The sequence below is a fragment of the Parafrigoribacterium soli genome, assembly GCF_040227235.1.
Classification (GTDB): Bacteria; Actinomycetota; Actinomycetes; order Actinomycetales; family Microbacteriaceae; genus Parafrigoribacterium_A; species Parafrigoribacterium_A soli.
Map to the genome: position 1 here is coordinate 177,037 of NZ_JBELNZ010000002.1, position 14,511 is coordinate 191,547.

Consider the following 14,511-nt stretch of genomic DNA (forward strand, 5'->3'; position numbering starts at 1 on the left):
GAGTGCTCGCCGAACTGGTAGCCGGCGCCGTCGAAGATGCTTCGGCCCGTCGCTCGCTGCGCACGCTCGAGACAGTCGAGGCCGAAGCGCTCGCCCGTGAGGCGCCGCGCGATGCTCTGAGTTGGCTCGCCCCCGCGGATCGCGTCAAGATCATCGCCGAGGTCAAGCGCGCGAGTCCGTCACGCGGGCCACTGGCAGACATTCCCGATCCGGCGGCCCTTGCGGTGTCGTACGAGACCGGGGGCGCGAGTGCCATCAGCGTGCTCACCGAAGGCAGGCGATTCGGCGGCTCGCTTGCCGACCTCGAAGCGGTCAGGGCGGCCGTTGAGCTGCCGGTGCTGCGCAAGGACTTCATCGCCGAGCCCTATCAGGTGTTCGAGGCGAGGGCGGCCGGTGCAGACATCGTGCTGCTCATCGTCGCGGCCCTCGAGCAGTCGAGGCTCGCCGAGCTCCACGACCTCGTCACGTCGCTCGGCATGGCGGCTCTCGTCGAAACCCACAGCGGCGACGAAATATCCCGTGCCCTCGACATCGGCGCGAGCCTCGTCGGCGTCAACGCTCGCAACCTGAGCACCTTCGAACTCGACCAGAATCTCTTCGGCAGTCTCGCCGACAGCATTCCCTCCGGCGTCATCCGGGTGGCGGAGTCAGCAGTGACCTCGCCCGCGGATGTCGCCCACTACCGCCAGGGCGGCGCCGACGTCGTACTGGTGGGTGAAGCCCTCGTAACCCAGGGAGACCCCGTGACCACCCTTCAGCAGTTCCTGGCCGCCTGATGGCGCTGAGAGACGAACTCGGTCCGTACTTCGGCGAATACGGCGGCAGACACATGCCCGAGCCGCTCGTCGCGGCCATCGACGAGATCACCGCGGCCTACGAGGCATCGAAGACCGACCCCGCGTTCCAGGCCGAGCTCGCAGAACTCCACCGCAGCTACACCGGGCGCCCGTCGATCATCACCGAGGTGCCGCGCTTCGCCGAACACGCCGGCGGCGCGCGCATCATCCTCAAGCGCGAAGACCTCAACCACACCGGCTCACACAAGATCAACAACGTGCTCGGCCAGGCGCTGCTCACCAGAAAGCTCGGCAAGACCCGGGTGATCGCCGAGACGGGTGCTGGGCAGCACGGCGTGGCCACCGCCACCGCCGCCGCGCTCTTCGGATTCGAGTGCACCATCTTCATGGGCGAGGTGGACACGGAGCGCCAGGCTCTCAACGTTGCCCGCATGCGCCTCCTCGGCGCCGAGGTCGTTCCCGTCACGACCGGCGCACGCACGCTCAAGGACGCAATCAACGAGGCCTATCGCGAGTGGGTGACGTCGGTCGAGACCACCAACTACATCTTCGGAACGGCGGCTGGCCCGCACCCTTTCCCCGAGATGGTGCGCAACTTCCAGAAGATCATCGGTGAAGAGGCCAGGCAGCAGGTGCTCGAGCTCGTCGGGCGGCTTCCGGATGCCGTGGCGGCCTGCGTCGGCGGCGGATCGAACGCGATCGGGATCTTCCACGCCTTCCTCGACGACCCGGATGTGCGCCTCTACGGCTTCGAGGCGGCAGGCGACGGCATCGACACCGAGCGACACGCGGCATCCATTGAGCGCGGACGCCCCGGCATCCTGCACGGTGCGAGAACCTATCTCCTGCAGGACGACGACGGCCAGACCATCGAGTCGCACTCGATCTCCGCCGGCCTCGACTATCCGGGTGTCGGACCGGAACACGCATGGCTCTCCGACATCGGCCGGGCCACCTACCTTCCCGCCTCCGACAGCGAAGCGATGGAGGCACTCCGGCTGCTGAGCCGCACCGAAGGGATCATTCCCGCCATCGAGTCATCGCACGCCCTCGCGGGCGCGTTGCGACTCGGTCGCGAGCTGGGCCCCGACGCGGTCATCCTGGTGAACCTCAGCGGTCGCGGTGACAAAGACATGGAGACCGCGGGAGCGTACTTCGATCTTCTGGACACCGCGAAGTGAGCCAGGTCGAAGCGGCCATCGCCGCACGCACCGCCGCGGGTAGCGGCGCTCTCATCGGATACCTGCCGGTCGGCTTCCCCGACCTGGCCACGAGCATCGAGGCCGCGGTCGCGCTCGTCGAGAACGGCGTCGACGTGCTCGAGCTCGGGCTCCCGTACTCCGACCCGGTCATGGACGGCGCCGTCATCCAGAAGGCGACGCAGGCGGCTCTGGCCGGGGGCTTCAAGCTCCGCCATGCCTTCGAGGCGGTGTCCGCCATCCGTTCGCGCGTGGACGCGCCGGTACTGCTCATGACCTACTGGAACCCCGTCGTGCAATTCGGCGTCGATCGCTTCGCAGACGAACTTCTCGCTGCGGGCGGGGCCGGGCTCATCACCCCGGACCTCATTCCGGATGAGGCGGAGGAGTGGCTGCGGGTGTCGGACCGCACGGGACTCGACCGTGTCTTCCTCGCTGCCCCGTCATCCACGGATGCTCGACTCGATCAGGCCATCTCGCTCAGCCGCGGTTTTGTCTACGCGGTGTCGACCATGGGCGTCACCGGTGCTCGCTCGGGCGTCGATGCGGCGGCACGCACACTGGTTGCGCGACTCCGCGACGCGGGTTCGACAAGCACCTGCGTCGGGCTCGGCATTTCCACGGCACAGCAGGTCAGCGAGGTTCTCGACTACGCGGACGGCGCGATCGTCGGATCCGCGCTGGTTAAGGCACTGGCCGATGGTGGCCCAGAGGCCGCGGGGCGTACCGCGGCTGCACTCGCCGCCGGCACTTCTCGAGGCTCGGGTCGCGTCGCGTAAGCGATAGTCCCGGGCTGCGCTACACTCTGAGAACACCTATTCGGACTCCGATGGCAATGACGCCGCACTCGAAACCACAGCAGCATCCGGATCGGTCGAGGCAGCAAGCCCGTCACAAGCGAGGCCGTTAGCGAGTCTTTGGGCAGCACGCCCCGTGGTCCAACACCGCCGGGGCAGCCAGGGTCGAATCTCAGACCCGCCCGCGCATTCCTTCCAGGGCCGCCGAAGTCCCGCACCCATCCTGTTCATCTCGTGAGGACGGAACTTCAATGGCTGTCACGCCCACATTTTCACGCTTCAGTACCCTGCCTTCAGCGGTCGGACTGTACGACCCCCGCGAAGAGCGCGACGCCTGCGGACTCGCCATGGTCGCGACACTGCGCGGCACCGCAGGTCACGACATCATCGATGCCGCACTCGGCGCTCTCCGCAACCTGGAACACCGCGGGGCGATCGGCTCCGACGCGGGCACCGGCGACGGTGCCGGCATCATCACCCAGATTCCGGATGCCTTCCTGCGCGCGGTCGTCGACTTCGAGCTTCCCCAGCAGGGCCGGTACGCGGTCGGCATGGCGTTCCTTCCGACGGATGCCAGCGAACGGGCGAAGGCCAAGAGCGGCATCGAAGCACTCGCCACTCAGGAACACCTCACCGTTCTCGGCTGGCGCGACGTTCCCGTGCGCCCCGACGGACTCGGCACGCTCGCTCGAGAGGCGATGCCCCACTTCGAGCAGCTCTTCCTCGCCAGTGCCCGCTCGAATGAGACGGGCTCCTCACTATCGGGAATCGAGCTCGATCGGCAGACCTTCCGCCTGCGCAAGCGCGCCGAGCGCGAGATCGAGGTGTACTTCCCCTCGCTGAGCTGCCGCACGCTGGTGTACAAGGGTATGGTCACCACCCTCCAGCTCGAGCCGTTCTATCCCGACCTGTCCGACGAACGATTCGCGTCCAGGCTCGCGCTCGTGCACTCGCGCTACTCCACCAACACCTTCCCGTCCTGGCCGCTCGCCCAGCCGTTCCGCATGCTCGCGCACAACGGCGAGATCAACACCGTTCAGGGCAACCGCAACTGGATGCGCGCGCGCCAGTCGCAGCTCGCCTCGGACGTGCTCGGTGACCTTTCTCCGATCTTCCCGATCCTCACGCCGGGGGCCAGTGACTCGGCCTCCCTCGACGAGACGGTCGAGCTGCTCACCCTCGGTGGTCGCTCTTTGCCGCACGCGATGATGATGACCATCCCGGAGGCGTACGAGAACCAGACCGACATCGACCCCGACCGCCGCGCCTTCTACGAGTACCACTCGATGCTCATGGAGCCATGGGACGGTCCGGCGGCCCTGGTGTTCACCGACGGAACGCTCGTCGGCGCGACCCTCGACCGCAACGGCCTGCGGCCGGGTCGCTACATCGTCACGAGCGACGGGCTCGTCGTGCTCGCGAGCGAGATTGGCGTGCTCGACATCGATCCGAGCCTCGTCGTGCGCAAAGGTCGCCTGCGCCCGGGCAAGATGTTCCTTGTCGACACCGAGGCGGGACGCCTCATCGAAGACGAGGAGATCAAGGGCGAGCTCGCGGCAGCAGAACCGTGGGGGGAGTGGCTGAAGGCCGGCCGCATCAATCTGCACGACCTGCCCGAGCGCGAGCACATCATGCACACGCCGGCGTCCGTCACGCGACGCCAGCGCACCTTCGGCTACACCGAGGAGGAGCTTCAGGTCCTCCTGGCTCCGATGGCCCAGAACGGCGCGGAGCCGATCGGCGCCATGGGGTCGGACACTCCCATCGCCGTGCTCGCCGACCGGCCGCGGCTGCTGTTCGATTACTTCACCCAGCAGTTCGCCCAGGTCACCAACCCGCCGCTCGACAGCATCCGTGAGTCGGTTGTCACCTCGATGCAGCTCGGCCTCGGTCCGGAGCGCAACCTCCTCACGGCGACCCCGGAGCACGCCTACCAGATCATCCTCGACTTCCCCGTCATCAACAACGACGAGCTCGCGAAGATCCAGCACATCGATGCCTCTCCCGGTAGCAGGACGACAACCACCATCCGCGGCCTCTATCGCTTCGATGAGGGCCCGCAGGCCATGCAGAACCGCATCGATGCGATGTGCGTCGAGGTTGATGAGGCCATCGAGCAGGGCGCGAAGTACATCGTGCTCTCCGACCGCGACTCCAATAAGGACCTCGCGCCGGTGCCGTCGCTGCTCATGGTGTCCGCGATTCACCACCACCTCATCCGCAACGAGAACCGCCTGAAGGTCGGACTCATCGTCGAGGCCGGGGACGTGCGCGAGGTGCACCACGTCGCGCTGCTCGTCGGCTATGGCGCATCCGCCATCAACCCGTATCTCGCCATGGAGAGCGCCGAGGAGCTTGTGCGCAACGGCACCGTGACCGGCATCAGCCCCGAGAAGGCCGTCGCGAATGTGATCAAGGCGCTCGGCAAGGGCGTACTCAAGATCATGTCCAAGATGGGCATCTCCGTCGTCTCCTCGTACTCTGGCGCCCAGGCCTTCGAGGCGGTCGGGCTCAACCAGTCATTCGTCGATCGGTACTTCACCGGCACCACGAGCAAGCTCGGCGGCGTCGGTATCGACGTCATCGCGGTCGAGAACCTCGCCCGGCATCGCAGCGCGTATCCGGATGACGCCTCGACGACCGCGCACGAGCGCCTTGCCACCGGCGGCGAGTACCAGTGGCGCAGGGGCGGACCGCCGCACCTGTTCAACCCGGACACGGTCTTCCGCCTGCAGCACTCCACGCGCACCCGCCGTTACGACATCTTCCGCGACTACACGAAACTCGTGGACGAACAGGCGAGCAACCTGATGACGCTTCGAGGCCTGTTCAAGCTGCGCGATGGCGTACGCCCACCGGTGCCGATCGACTCGGTAGAGCCCGTGTCGTCCATCGTCAAGCGATTCTCCACCGGCGCGATGAGCTACGGCTCGATCAGCGCCGAAGCGCACCAGACCCTGGCGATCGCCATGAACAGCCTGGGCGCCAAGAGCAACACGGGAGAGGGCGGGGAAGACGTCGAGCGTCTGCTCGACCCGGAGCGCCGCAGCGCCATCAAGCAGGTTGCCTCGGGCCGGTTCGGCGTCACGAGCATGTACCTCACCCACGCGAGCGACATCCAGATCAAGATGGCGCAGGGCGCCAAGCCGGGGGAGGGCGGACAGCTGCCCCCCGCCAAGGTCTACCCGTGGATCGCGCGCACGAGGCACGCCACGGCGGGTGTCGGACTCATCAGCCCGCCGCCGCATCACGACATCTACTCGATCGAAGATCTCAAGCAGCTCATCTTCGATCTCAAGCGCGCGAACCCCGACGCGCGGGTGCACGTCAAGCTCGTCAGCCAGTCGGGCATCGGCGCGGTTGCTGCCGGCGTCACGAAGGCGCTCGCGGATGTCGTGCTCGTCTCTGGTCACGACGGCGGCACGGGTGCAAGCCCGCTCAATTCGCTCAAGCACGCCGGCACGCCGTGGGAGCTCGGCCTCGCTGAGACGCAGCAGACGCTCATGCTCAACGGCATGCGCGATCGTGTCGTCGTGCAGGCCGACGGCCAGCTCAAGACGGGCCGAGACGTGATCGTCGCCGCCCTTCTGGGCGCGGAGGAATTCGGATTCGCGACGGCGCCGCTCATCGTCTCTGGCTGCATCATGATGCGAAAGTGTCACCTCGACACCTGCCCGGTCGGCGTCGCGACCCAGAACCCCGAGTTGCGCGGTCGCTTCAACGGCAAGCCCGAGTTCGTCGTGAACTTCTTCGAGTTCCTCGCGCAGGAGGTGCGCGAATACCTGGCAGAGCTGGGCTTCCACACTCTCGAGGAGGCGATCGGCCGCAGCGAGCTGCTCGACGTCAACGGTGCCATCGAGCACTGGAAGGCGGACGGTCTCGACCTCTCTCCGATTCTGCAGGGGCCGACGTTTGCAGATGACGCCCCGCGCGCTCACCGCAGGCAGCAGGACCACGAACTCGAGCGCCACTTCGACGTCGAGCTCATCGCACTCAGCGACGCTGCACTGCAAAGCGGCGAGCACGTGTCGATCTCGCTGCCGATCCGTAACACGGAACGCGCCGTGGCAACGATGCTCGGTCACGAGGTGACCCTCCGCTACGGCGAGAACGGGCTGCCGAACGACACCATCGAGATCAACCTCACCGGTTCGGCCGGGCAGTCGCTCGGCGCCTTCATGCCCGCGGGCATCACCCTGCGGCTCGAGGGCGACAGCAACGACTACGTGGGCAAGGGACTCTCCGGAGGGCAGATCATCCTGCGCCCGGATCGTCGCAGCGTCTTCGCGGCCGAACGCAACGTGATTGCCGGCAACGTCATCGGCTACGGTGCCACGCGAGGGAGCATGTTCATCCGCGGCATCGTCGGCGAGCGGTTCCTGGTTCGTAACTCCGGAGCGACCGCGGTGGTCGAGGGAGTGGGAGACCACGCTCTCGAGTACATGACGGGCGGTCTCGCCCTCATCCTCGGCGCCACCGGACGAAACCTCGGAGCCGGCATGTCCGGCGGCACGGCGTACGTCTATGACCTTCGGCCAGAGCGGGTGAACGCCGACGCGCTTGCCGCTGGCGAGCTCGAGCTGCTCCCGCTCGGCAGTGCCGACCGGGAGATCATCGTCGACCTGTTGACGAAGCATCAGGCGGAGACGGGATCGGCCGTCGCCTCGCGGATGCTGGACGACCTTGACGCCACGGTGGCCAAATTCGTCAAGGTATTGCCGCGCGATTACGCCGCGGTTCTGGAGACCAGGGCGACGGCCATCGACCAGGGGCTCGACCCCGACGGCGAAGTCGTCTGGGAGCGCATCATGGAGGTGACCGGTGGCTGACCCCAAGGGATTTCTCAAGACCCGAAAGCGCGAGCTGCCCCCGAGGCGACCCGTCGCCATCCGCCTCATGGACTGGAAAGAGGTCTATGAAGAGGGCGACGCCGCGACGCTGAGGCGTCAGGCGAGCCGCTGCATGGACTGCGGTGTTCCGTTCTGTCACCAGGGATGTCCGCTCGGCAACCTGATTCCCGAGTGGAACGACCTCGTGCGTCGCGGTGAGATGCGAGAGGCGAGCGAGCGCCTGCACGCCACGAACAACTTCCCCGAGTTCACCGGCAGGCTGTGCCCCGCGCCCTGTGAGACGGCCTGCGTGCTCGGAATCAACCAGGAGCCCGTCACGATCAAGCTCGTCGAGCAGTCGATCGTGGATGAGGCCTGGGCGAACGACTGGGTGCAGCCGCATCCGCCCGAGCGCCTCACCGGAAAGACCGTGGCCGTCGTCGGCTCGGGACCAGCCGGCCTCGCCGCCGCGCAGCAGCTCACACGCGCCGGTCACACCGTGGCGGTCTTCGAGCGTGACGATCGGATCGGCGGACTGCTGCGCTACGGCATCCCGGACTTCAAGCTCGAGAAGAAGTCGATCGAGAACCGGCTGCGCCAGATGCAGGCTGAGGGCACCCGTTTCCGCGCGGGCGTCAACATCGGTGTCGACATCTCCTGGAGCGACCTTCGGGCCCGCTACGACGCCGTCGTGATCGCGACCGGTGCCCTGCAGCCGAGAGACCTCCCCATCCCCGGGCGAGACCTTCCCGGCGTGCACTTCGCCATGGAGTACCTGACCGAACAGAATCGGGTGGGCGCTGGCGACACCGTGCTCGACCAGATCACCGCGGAGGGGAAGCACGTCGTCGTCCTCGGCGGTGGCGACACCGGCTCGGACTGCATCGGTACGGCGCACAGGCAGAACGCGCTCTCCGTCACCAACCTGGCCATCGGCGTCCGCCCGCCGAGCGAGCGCCCCGAGCACCAGCCATGGCCGATGTCGCCAACGCTCTTCGAGGTGTCGTCCGCCCACGAAGAGGGTGGTGAGCGCGTCTACCTCGCCTCAACGGTGGAATTCCTCGCCAACGAGGTGGGTGAAGTGCGCGCCATCCGGGTGGCCGAGACCGAGTACCTCGACGGTCGTCGGGTTCCCAAGGCGGGCACCGAGCGCGAGATCCCGGCCGACCTCGTGCTGCTAGCACTGGGCTTCAGCGGAACGGACAGCACCGAGGTCGAGGGGCAGCTCAATGTTCCCCTCGTATCCGGGAACATCGAGCGCGGCGCCGACTACCAGACGAGCCAATCGGGCGTCTTCGTGGCGGGTGATGCCGGTCGCGGTCAGTCTCTCATCGTCTGGGCGATTGCCGAAGGACGTGCAGCTGCGTCTATGGTTGATCGGTATCTTGAGGGGGAAACGCTCCTGCCCTTCCCGGTCAAGCCGACCGATAAGGCCATCGCGCTTTAGATTTTGTGCGCCAAGCGCGCAATCACCACCATTGCAGGTCCCACACAGAAGGAAGTTATGAGACGAGCCAAAATCGTCGCGACGCTTGGCCCGGCCACGTCGAGTTACGAAAACATCAGGGCGATCATCGACGCGGGCGTTGACGTCGCGCGCATGAACCTCAGTCACGGAAGCTATGACGTGCACGAGGAGGTCTACGCGAACGTGCGCAAGGCCGCCGAGGATGCCGACAAGCCGGTCGCCGTGCTCGTCGACCTCCAGGGACCCAAGATTCGTCTCGGCAAGTTCGAGGCCGGCCCTTACGAACTCGCGGTGGGAGACGTCTTCAAGATCACCACCGAGGAGGTCGTCGGCACCAGGGAGCTGTCTGGCACGACCTTCAAGGGACTGCCGCAGGATGTGTCGCCTGGCGACTTCCTGCTGATTGACGACGGCAAGGTGAAGGTTCAGGTCGTCGAGACCGACGGCACGGTCGTGACGACCAAGGTCATCGTCGGTGGACCGGTCTCGAACAACAAGGGCATCAACCTGCCCGGCGTTGCCGTCAACGTGCCCGCCCTCTCCGAGAAGGACGAGGCCGACCTGCGCTGGGGCCTGCGCCTCGGTGCCGATCTGATCGCCCTCTCCTTCGTGCGCAACGCGGATGACGTCACCCGCGTCCACGAAATCATGGCCGAGGAGGGCCGCAGACTTCCCGTCATCGCCAAGATCGAAAAGCCCCAGGCGGTCGATCACCTCGAGGAGATCATCGACGCGTTCGACGCGATCATGGTCGCCCGCGGCGACCTGGGCGTCGAGTTGCCGCTCGAGGCAGTGCCGATCGTGCAGAAGCGCGCGGTGGAGCTCGCTCGAAGGATGGCGAAGCCCGTCATCGTCGCGACGCAGATGCTCGAATCGATGATCTCAAGCCCGGTTCCGACGCGCGCGGAGACCTCCGACGTCGCGAACGCCGTGCTCGATGGCGCCGATGCTGTGATGCTGAGCGGCGAGACCAGCGTCGGCGAGTATCCGGTGATCACCGTGCAGACGATGGCCAAGATCATCGAGTCGACCGAGGACCACGGGCTCGAACGCATCGCCGACCTCGGCACGAAGCCGCGCACCCAGGGCGGCGCGCTCACGCTTGCGGCGGCCGAGGTCGCGGACTTTGTCGATGCCAAGTACGTCTGCGTGTTCACCGAGAGCGGCGATTCCGCACGACGGATGTCACGCTTGCGTGTGAAGATCCCGATGAAGGCGTTCACGCCCGACCAGGCGATCCGACGTCGGATGGCGCTGACCTGGGGCATCGAGTCCTTCCTGGTCGACCGCGTCACCCACACCGACGCGATGTTCCACCAGGTCGACGAAATCCTCCTGGGCAGCAACCTCGCCGAGGTGGGCGATAAGGTCGTCGTCATCTCCGGATCCCCTCCCGGAATCTCCGGCTCGACCAACGACCTGCGCGTGCACCGCGTGGGCGACGCGGTCAATGCCGAGGCGCCGGTCTGGAAGACCGAGTAGTCGAAGCTGAACGCGCTCGTGGGCGCCTCCCTCATCGAGGGAGGCGCCCACTGCCGTTTGGTACTAGGAGAGCACGTCGCGCAGGAATTCGGGATTCACGGCACGACGTGCGCGCGAGATCAGGAACCCGACGAGGAGCAGTGCGAAGGGCAGCAGGATCAGCACCCAGCCCATGGGGCTGAGTCCCCAGGGCGTGACGGACGGATCGACCCCCTCGGCGACCGTGCCTGCAAGCAGGCCGAATCGCGACATCAGCAGGTACTCGCCGAGCGCGAGGCCGATGATGGCCACCACCGGCGCGATCATCGTCTGGAAGACGTTCTCCTCGGCCCGGTTCTTGCGGAAGTACGCGATCACCGCGATGCAGACCATGATCTCGATGAGGACGATCGCGACCACCGCGAGGCCACTGAACCAATAGAACAGGTTGAGTACGGGATCGAGCTGGAAGATCGCGAAGATCACGATCACGAGGCCACTGATGATCGAGGTGACCATCGATGCATTGCTCGGCGCACCGCGACCGTTGACCCTGCCGAGCCTCGCCGGCAGCACGCCGCCGCGACCCATCGCGAAGAGGTAGCGGCTGGCCGCGTTCTGGAACGCGAGCAGTCCCGCGAACAGGCTGGACAGCACGAGGATGCTCATGATCGTCGCCATCCACTGTCCGACGTACTGCGTCGCGAGCGAGAAGAGCACCGATGCGGGATCGGCGAGGTCGCTCGAGCGCTTCGCCGTCTCCTCGACCACATGGGACGCGCCCATGCCCGTGACCATCGCAAAGGCGGTCAGGGCGAACAGCACCGTGATTGCGGCGACCGCGAGGTAGGTGGCGCGGGGCACGACCTTCTTCGGGTTCTTCGACTCCTCGCCGTAGATCGCGGTGGCCTCGAAGCCGATGAAAGAGGCGAAGGCAAAGGCGAAGGCGATACCGGCGGAACCGGCCAGGCCGCCGGCCAGAATCGCGGCCGGGTTGAACGAGGCCCACACGTCGATTCCGTCGGGGCCGCCGCTGGCAAGGATGATGACCGCCGTAACGACGAGCGCGGCGAGTTCGCACAGCATCAGTACGCCGAGCACCTTCGCACCGACGTCGACGCGCAACAGCGACAGCACCGTGACGACGATCCAGGCGACGAGCGACCAGGCCCACCAGGGCATGATGCCCAACTGCCCGGAGATGACCCCGCCGAAGAAGCCGAAGATCGCCAGCTGCACGGCGAGGTACGCCAGGATCGACACAAAGGCCGAGGCGATTCCCGCGTTCCGGCCGAGACCGCGGCCGATGTAGGCGAAGAACGCCCCGGCATTGGTCACCCGCTGGCTCATCGCTGCGTAGCCGACGCTGAACAGGAGCAGGGTGATTCCGACGACAAGGTAGGCACCGGGGGCCGCGGCACCGTTGCCCGCCACAACCGCCACGGGCACGGCTCCGGTCATGCCGACGAGCGGTGCGGCTGCTGCTACGACGAAGAAGACGATGCCGATGGTGCCGAGGCGACCCTTCTGCAGGGAGGTTCGGGACTCATCGGCTATTTTTTCGGTAAGCGCCATGGAGATACTCCTCATTGAGTTCATCGGTGCACAGATCGTCCGTATCCGAACGAGTTAGCTATACCTTGGCGAACGACGGAACGGCCGTCAAGGGGCGCGCCGACATTCCTCGGGATTCATTTGGATACGAACCATCCGGCTGACTGGGCTACACTCTGGCGCTATGACTGAACTCACAGGATTTCTGCCGCCATTGACCCCGCGCGGCACGAGCTCGCTCGTTCCCCCGCCGCCGTGGCACTACTCGGGCACCCTGTTGACCGTCGAATACAGGACCGATCCGGCCAACATCCGCGCCATCCTGCCGGCCGATCTCGAACTGGCTCCGGATGACGCCGGAGCCGTCGCTCTCATCTGGGCCGACTGGCAGTCCTGCAGTGAGGGCGGCCTCGAACTGCTCGACCCCATCCGTTCGCAGTATCTGGAGGCGTTCGTGGTCGTGCGGTGCTCCTACCAGGGCACGATCTACAGCCGCTGCGTCGCGATCTGGGTGACCAAGGACTTCGCGATCGGCCGGGGATGGTTCCAGGGCTACCCGAAGAAGATGGGCTCGATCCAGGTCACCCGCATCTTCAATCGCGGCAAGGCTACGCCGCGGCTCGAACCCGGGGCACAGCTCGGCGCGTCGCTGGCCGCCTACGACCACCGCCTCGCATCCGCCGTCGTCACGCTTCGAGAGCCATCGGAGACGAATGGCTTCGTCAATGGGCATCGGATGCTGCACAGCCGCTTCATGCCCTCCATCGCCAAGGACCAGGGCCTCTCGCTCGACCAGCTCGTTTCCATGGGTGGCGTCGACCTTGACCTCGGACAGGCGTGGAGCGGCGACGCGGAACTGTCGCTGGCCGACTCGCCCTGGGACGAGCTGCACTCCATCCTGCCCGTCGCCGAGGTCATCGGCGGCTACTACCGCGAGGTCGGCACGACCTTCGACGGGGGAGTGCTGATGCTCGATCGCTCGCGAGCGGTGTGAGGTGCGGGCCTAGTAGTCCTCGAGATACTCGTCGAGTTCCCACGGCGTGACAACTCGGGTCGTGGGGTCCTCGACCTCCGACTCGTAGCGCTGAACTTCGTCGCGCTTGAGCACCGTGAACACGTCGATGAAGGCCTCGCCGAGTGCCTCGCGCAGCACGGTGTTCGCATCGAGCGCATCGAGTGCAGCCGAGAGCGATTCCGGGAGCACCGCGGCGGCCTCGTTCTGGTACGCCCAGCCGTCTGCCGCCGGCGGAACCTGCAGCTTTCTGATGAGCCCGTCGAGGCCTGCCGCGAGGATGGAGGCGATGATCAGGTACGGGTTAGCCGTTCCATCGCCCACCCGGATCTCCAGCCGCGTTCCCTCGCCGCGCTCGGGAGGCACCCTCAGCATCGTGCTGCGGTTGTCGTGGCCCCAGTTCGCCCGATAGGGAGCGAGCGTGTCGGGACCGAGTCGCTTATAGGCGTTGATCGTCGGGTTGGTGAGGGAGACGAGCGCCGGCGCGTTCTCCAGTATTCCGGCAATGAGCTGGTTCGCCGTTTCGGAGAGCTCTCCGTCCGCCGTGCACATCAGGTTCTTTCCCGCGCTGTCGACGACCGAGAAATGCAGGTGGAATCCGCTCCCGCCCTCGTCGGTCCAGGGGCGCCCGACGAAGGTCGCGAGCTTGCCCGAGCGGGCGATGATGTCCTTCACCGCGGTCTTGAACAGGAACGTGCGATCGGCGGCAAGCAGTGCCTCGCTGTGCCAGAGGTTGATCTCGTATTGCGATGGGCTGAACTCGTGGTTGCCCGCGAACACGCCGATGTCCATCTTGTCGAGCTGGCGCATGAGGTTCAGGAAGAGTCCCTCCGGGTCGACCCAGGCGCCGGTGGTGTAGACACGTCCCGTGTGCTCGATGGCCCTGCGCCATCCAGTCTCACCCCGCTCCGCGATGTAGAACTCGAGCTCCGGACCCACGATCGGAGTGAGTCCGAGTTCCGCGTAGCGGGCGATCACCCGCTTGAGCACGGCCCGCGGTGCGACCTGGCTTTCGGAACCGTCGGGGTTGTACGCGTCGGCAAGGATCAGCGCGACGCCGGGTTCCCACGGCATCGCCGTGAGCGTGGACGGATCAACGGCCGCGACGAGGTCCGGCAGACCGCTTGACATGATGTCGTCGCCGTCGAGCACGCCGCCTCGCGTCGTGGTGATCCACACTCCCTGGCAGAAGGTTGCGCCCTTCGCAACCGAGTGCGAGAACTGGCTGACAAGCAGGTCCTTCGACCTCGTGATTCCCAGCACGTCGGGGAAGATCAGCCGGAGCACATCAATGCCCCTGGCCTCCAACTCGTCCTGCAGAGCAGCTACGTCGATGCTCATCTGTATATCCAGCTCCTTTGCCGGTAGATCGTTCGGATAGAAACGATTAGTGA

9 protein-coding genes are annotated in these 14,511 nt (G+C 66.3%); 7 read left to right on the plus strand and 2 right to left on the minus strand.

From position 1 onward, the window contains the following. Positions 1-2 precede the first annotated feature (2 nt). From trpC to pyk, 6 genes are all read left to right on the plus strand, one after another. Positions 3-776, plus strand: a complete 774-nt coding sequence (trpC, locus tag ABUA37_RS05070; RefSeq protein WP_349898043.1) for an indole-3-glycerol phosphate synthase TrpC — start codon at positions 3-5, stop codon at positions 774-776. Next, positions 776-1,978: a tryptophan synthase subunit beta gene (trpB, locus tag ABUA37_RS05075; RefSeq protein WP_349898044.1), complete on the plus strand. Its 1,203-nt coding sequence runs from the start codon at positions 776-778 to the stop codon at positions 1,976-1,978. The genes trpC and trpB overlap by 1 nt, the downstream gene beginning before the upstream one ends. Then, the gene (gene trpA, locus ABUA37_RS05080; RefSeq protein WP_349898045.1) at positions 1,975-2,775 is read left to right on the plus strand and encodes a tryptophan synthase subunit alpha; all 801 of its coding nucleotides are present in this window, start codon (positions 1,975-1,977) and stop codon (positions 2,773-2,775) included. The genes trpB and trpA overlap by 4 nt, the downstream gene beginning before the upstream one ends. A 269-nt stretch (positions 2,776-3,044) precedes the next feature. Continuing rightward, positions 3,045-7,622, plus strand: coding sequence for a glutamate synthase large subunit (gene gltB / locus ABUA37_RS05085; protein ID WP_349898046.1), 4,578 nt, complete (start codon positions 3,045-3,047; stop codon positions 7,620-7,622). Next, positions 7,615-9,069 carry a glutamate synthase subunit beta gene (locus ABUA37_RS05090; RefSeq protein WP_349898047.1) on the plus strand — a complete coding sequence of 485 codons (1,455 nt, stop codon included), beginning with the start codon at positions 7,615-7,617 and terminating at the stop codon, positions 9,067-9,069. Before gltB ends, ABUA37_RS05090 begins: the two co-directional genes overlap by 8 nt. Before the next feature lie 57 nt (positions 9,070-9,126). Continuing rightward, positions 9,127-10,572, plus strand: coding sequence for a pyruvate kinase (pyk, locus tag ABUA37_RS05095; protein WP_349898048.1), 1,446 nt, complete (start codon positions 9,127-9,129; stop codon positions 10,570-10,572). Between the two features lie 63 nt (positions 10,573-10,635). Here pyk and ABUA37_RS05100 read toward each other — a convergent pair whose 3' ends face one another. Next, positions 10,636-12,126, minus strand: a complete 1,491-nt coding sequence (locus ABUA37_RS05100; RefSeq protein WP_349898049.1) for an APC family permease — start codon at positions 12,124-12,126, stop codon at positions 10,636-10,638. A gap of 163 nt (positions 12,127-12,289) precedes the next feature. Here ABUA37_RS05100 and ABUA37_RS05105 point away from each other — a divergent pair, with 163 nt between their 5' ends. Next, positions 12,290-13,099, plus strand: coding sequence for an acetoacetate decarboxylase family protein (locus ABUA37_RS05105; protein WP_349898050.1), 810 nt, complete (start codon positions 12,290-12,292; stop codon positions 13,097-13,099). A gap of 9 nt (positions 13,100-13,108) precedes the next feature. On the opposite strand, the gene ABUA37_RS05110 is transcribed toward ABUA37_RS05105, so the two are convergent. Beyond that, positions 13,109-14,458, minus strand: coding sequence for a glutamine synthetase family protein (locus tag ABUA37_RS05110; RefSeq protein WP_349898051.1), 1,350 nt, complete (start codon positions 14,456-14,458; stop codon positions 13,109-13,111). Positions 14,459-14,511: the final 53 nt, after the last annotated feature.

What these genes read in the sequence shown, in the direction of transcription:
- trpB (WP_349898044.1), top strand. Translation starts at nt 776, where the DNA reads ATGGCGCTGAGAGACGAACTCGGTCCGTACTTCGGCGAATACGGCGGC.
- gltB (WP_349898046.1), top strand. Translation starts at nt 3,045, where the DNA reads ATGGCTGTCACGCCCACATTTTCACGCTTCAGTACCCTGCCTTCAGCG.
- ABUA37_RS05105 (WP_349898050.1), top strand. Translation starts at nt 12,290, where the DNA reads ATGACTGAACTCACAGGATTTCTGCCGCCATTGACCCCGCGCGGCACG.
- pyk (WP_349898048.1), top strand. Translation starts at nt 9,127, where the DNA reads ATGAGACGAGCCAAAATCGTCGCGACGCTTGGCCCGGCCACGTCGAGT.
- ABUA37_RS05100 (WP_349898049.1), bottom strand. Translation starts at nt 12,126, where the DNA reads ATGGCGCTTACCGAAAAAATAGCCGATGAGTCCCGAACCTCCCTGCAG.
- ABUA37_RS05110 (WP_349898051.1), bottom strand. Translation starts at nt 14,458, where the DNA reads ATGAGCATCGACGTAGCTGCTCTGCAGGACGAGTTGGAGGCCAGGGGC.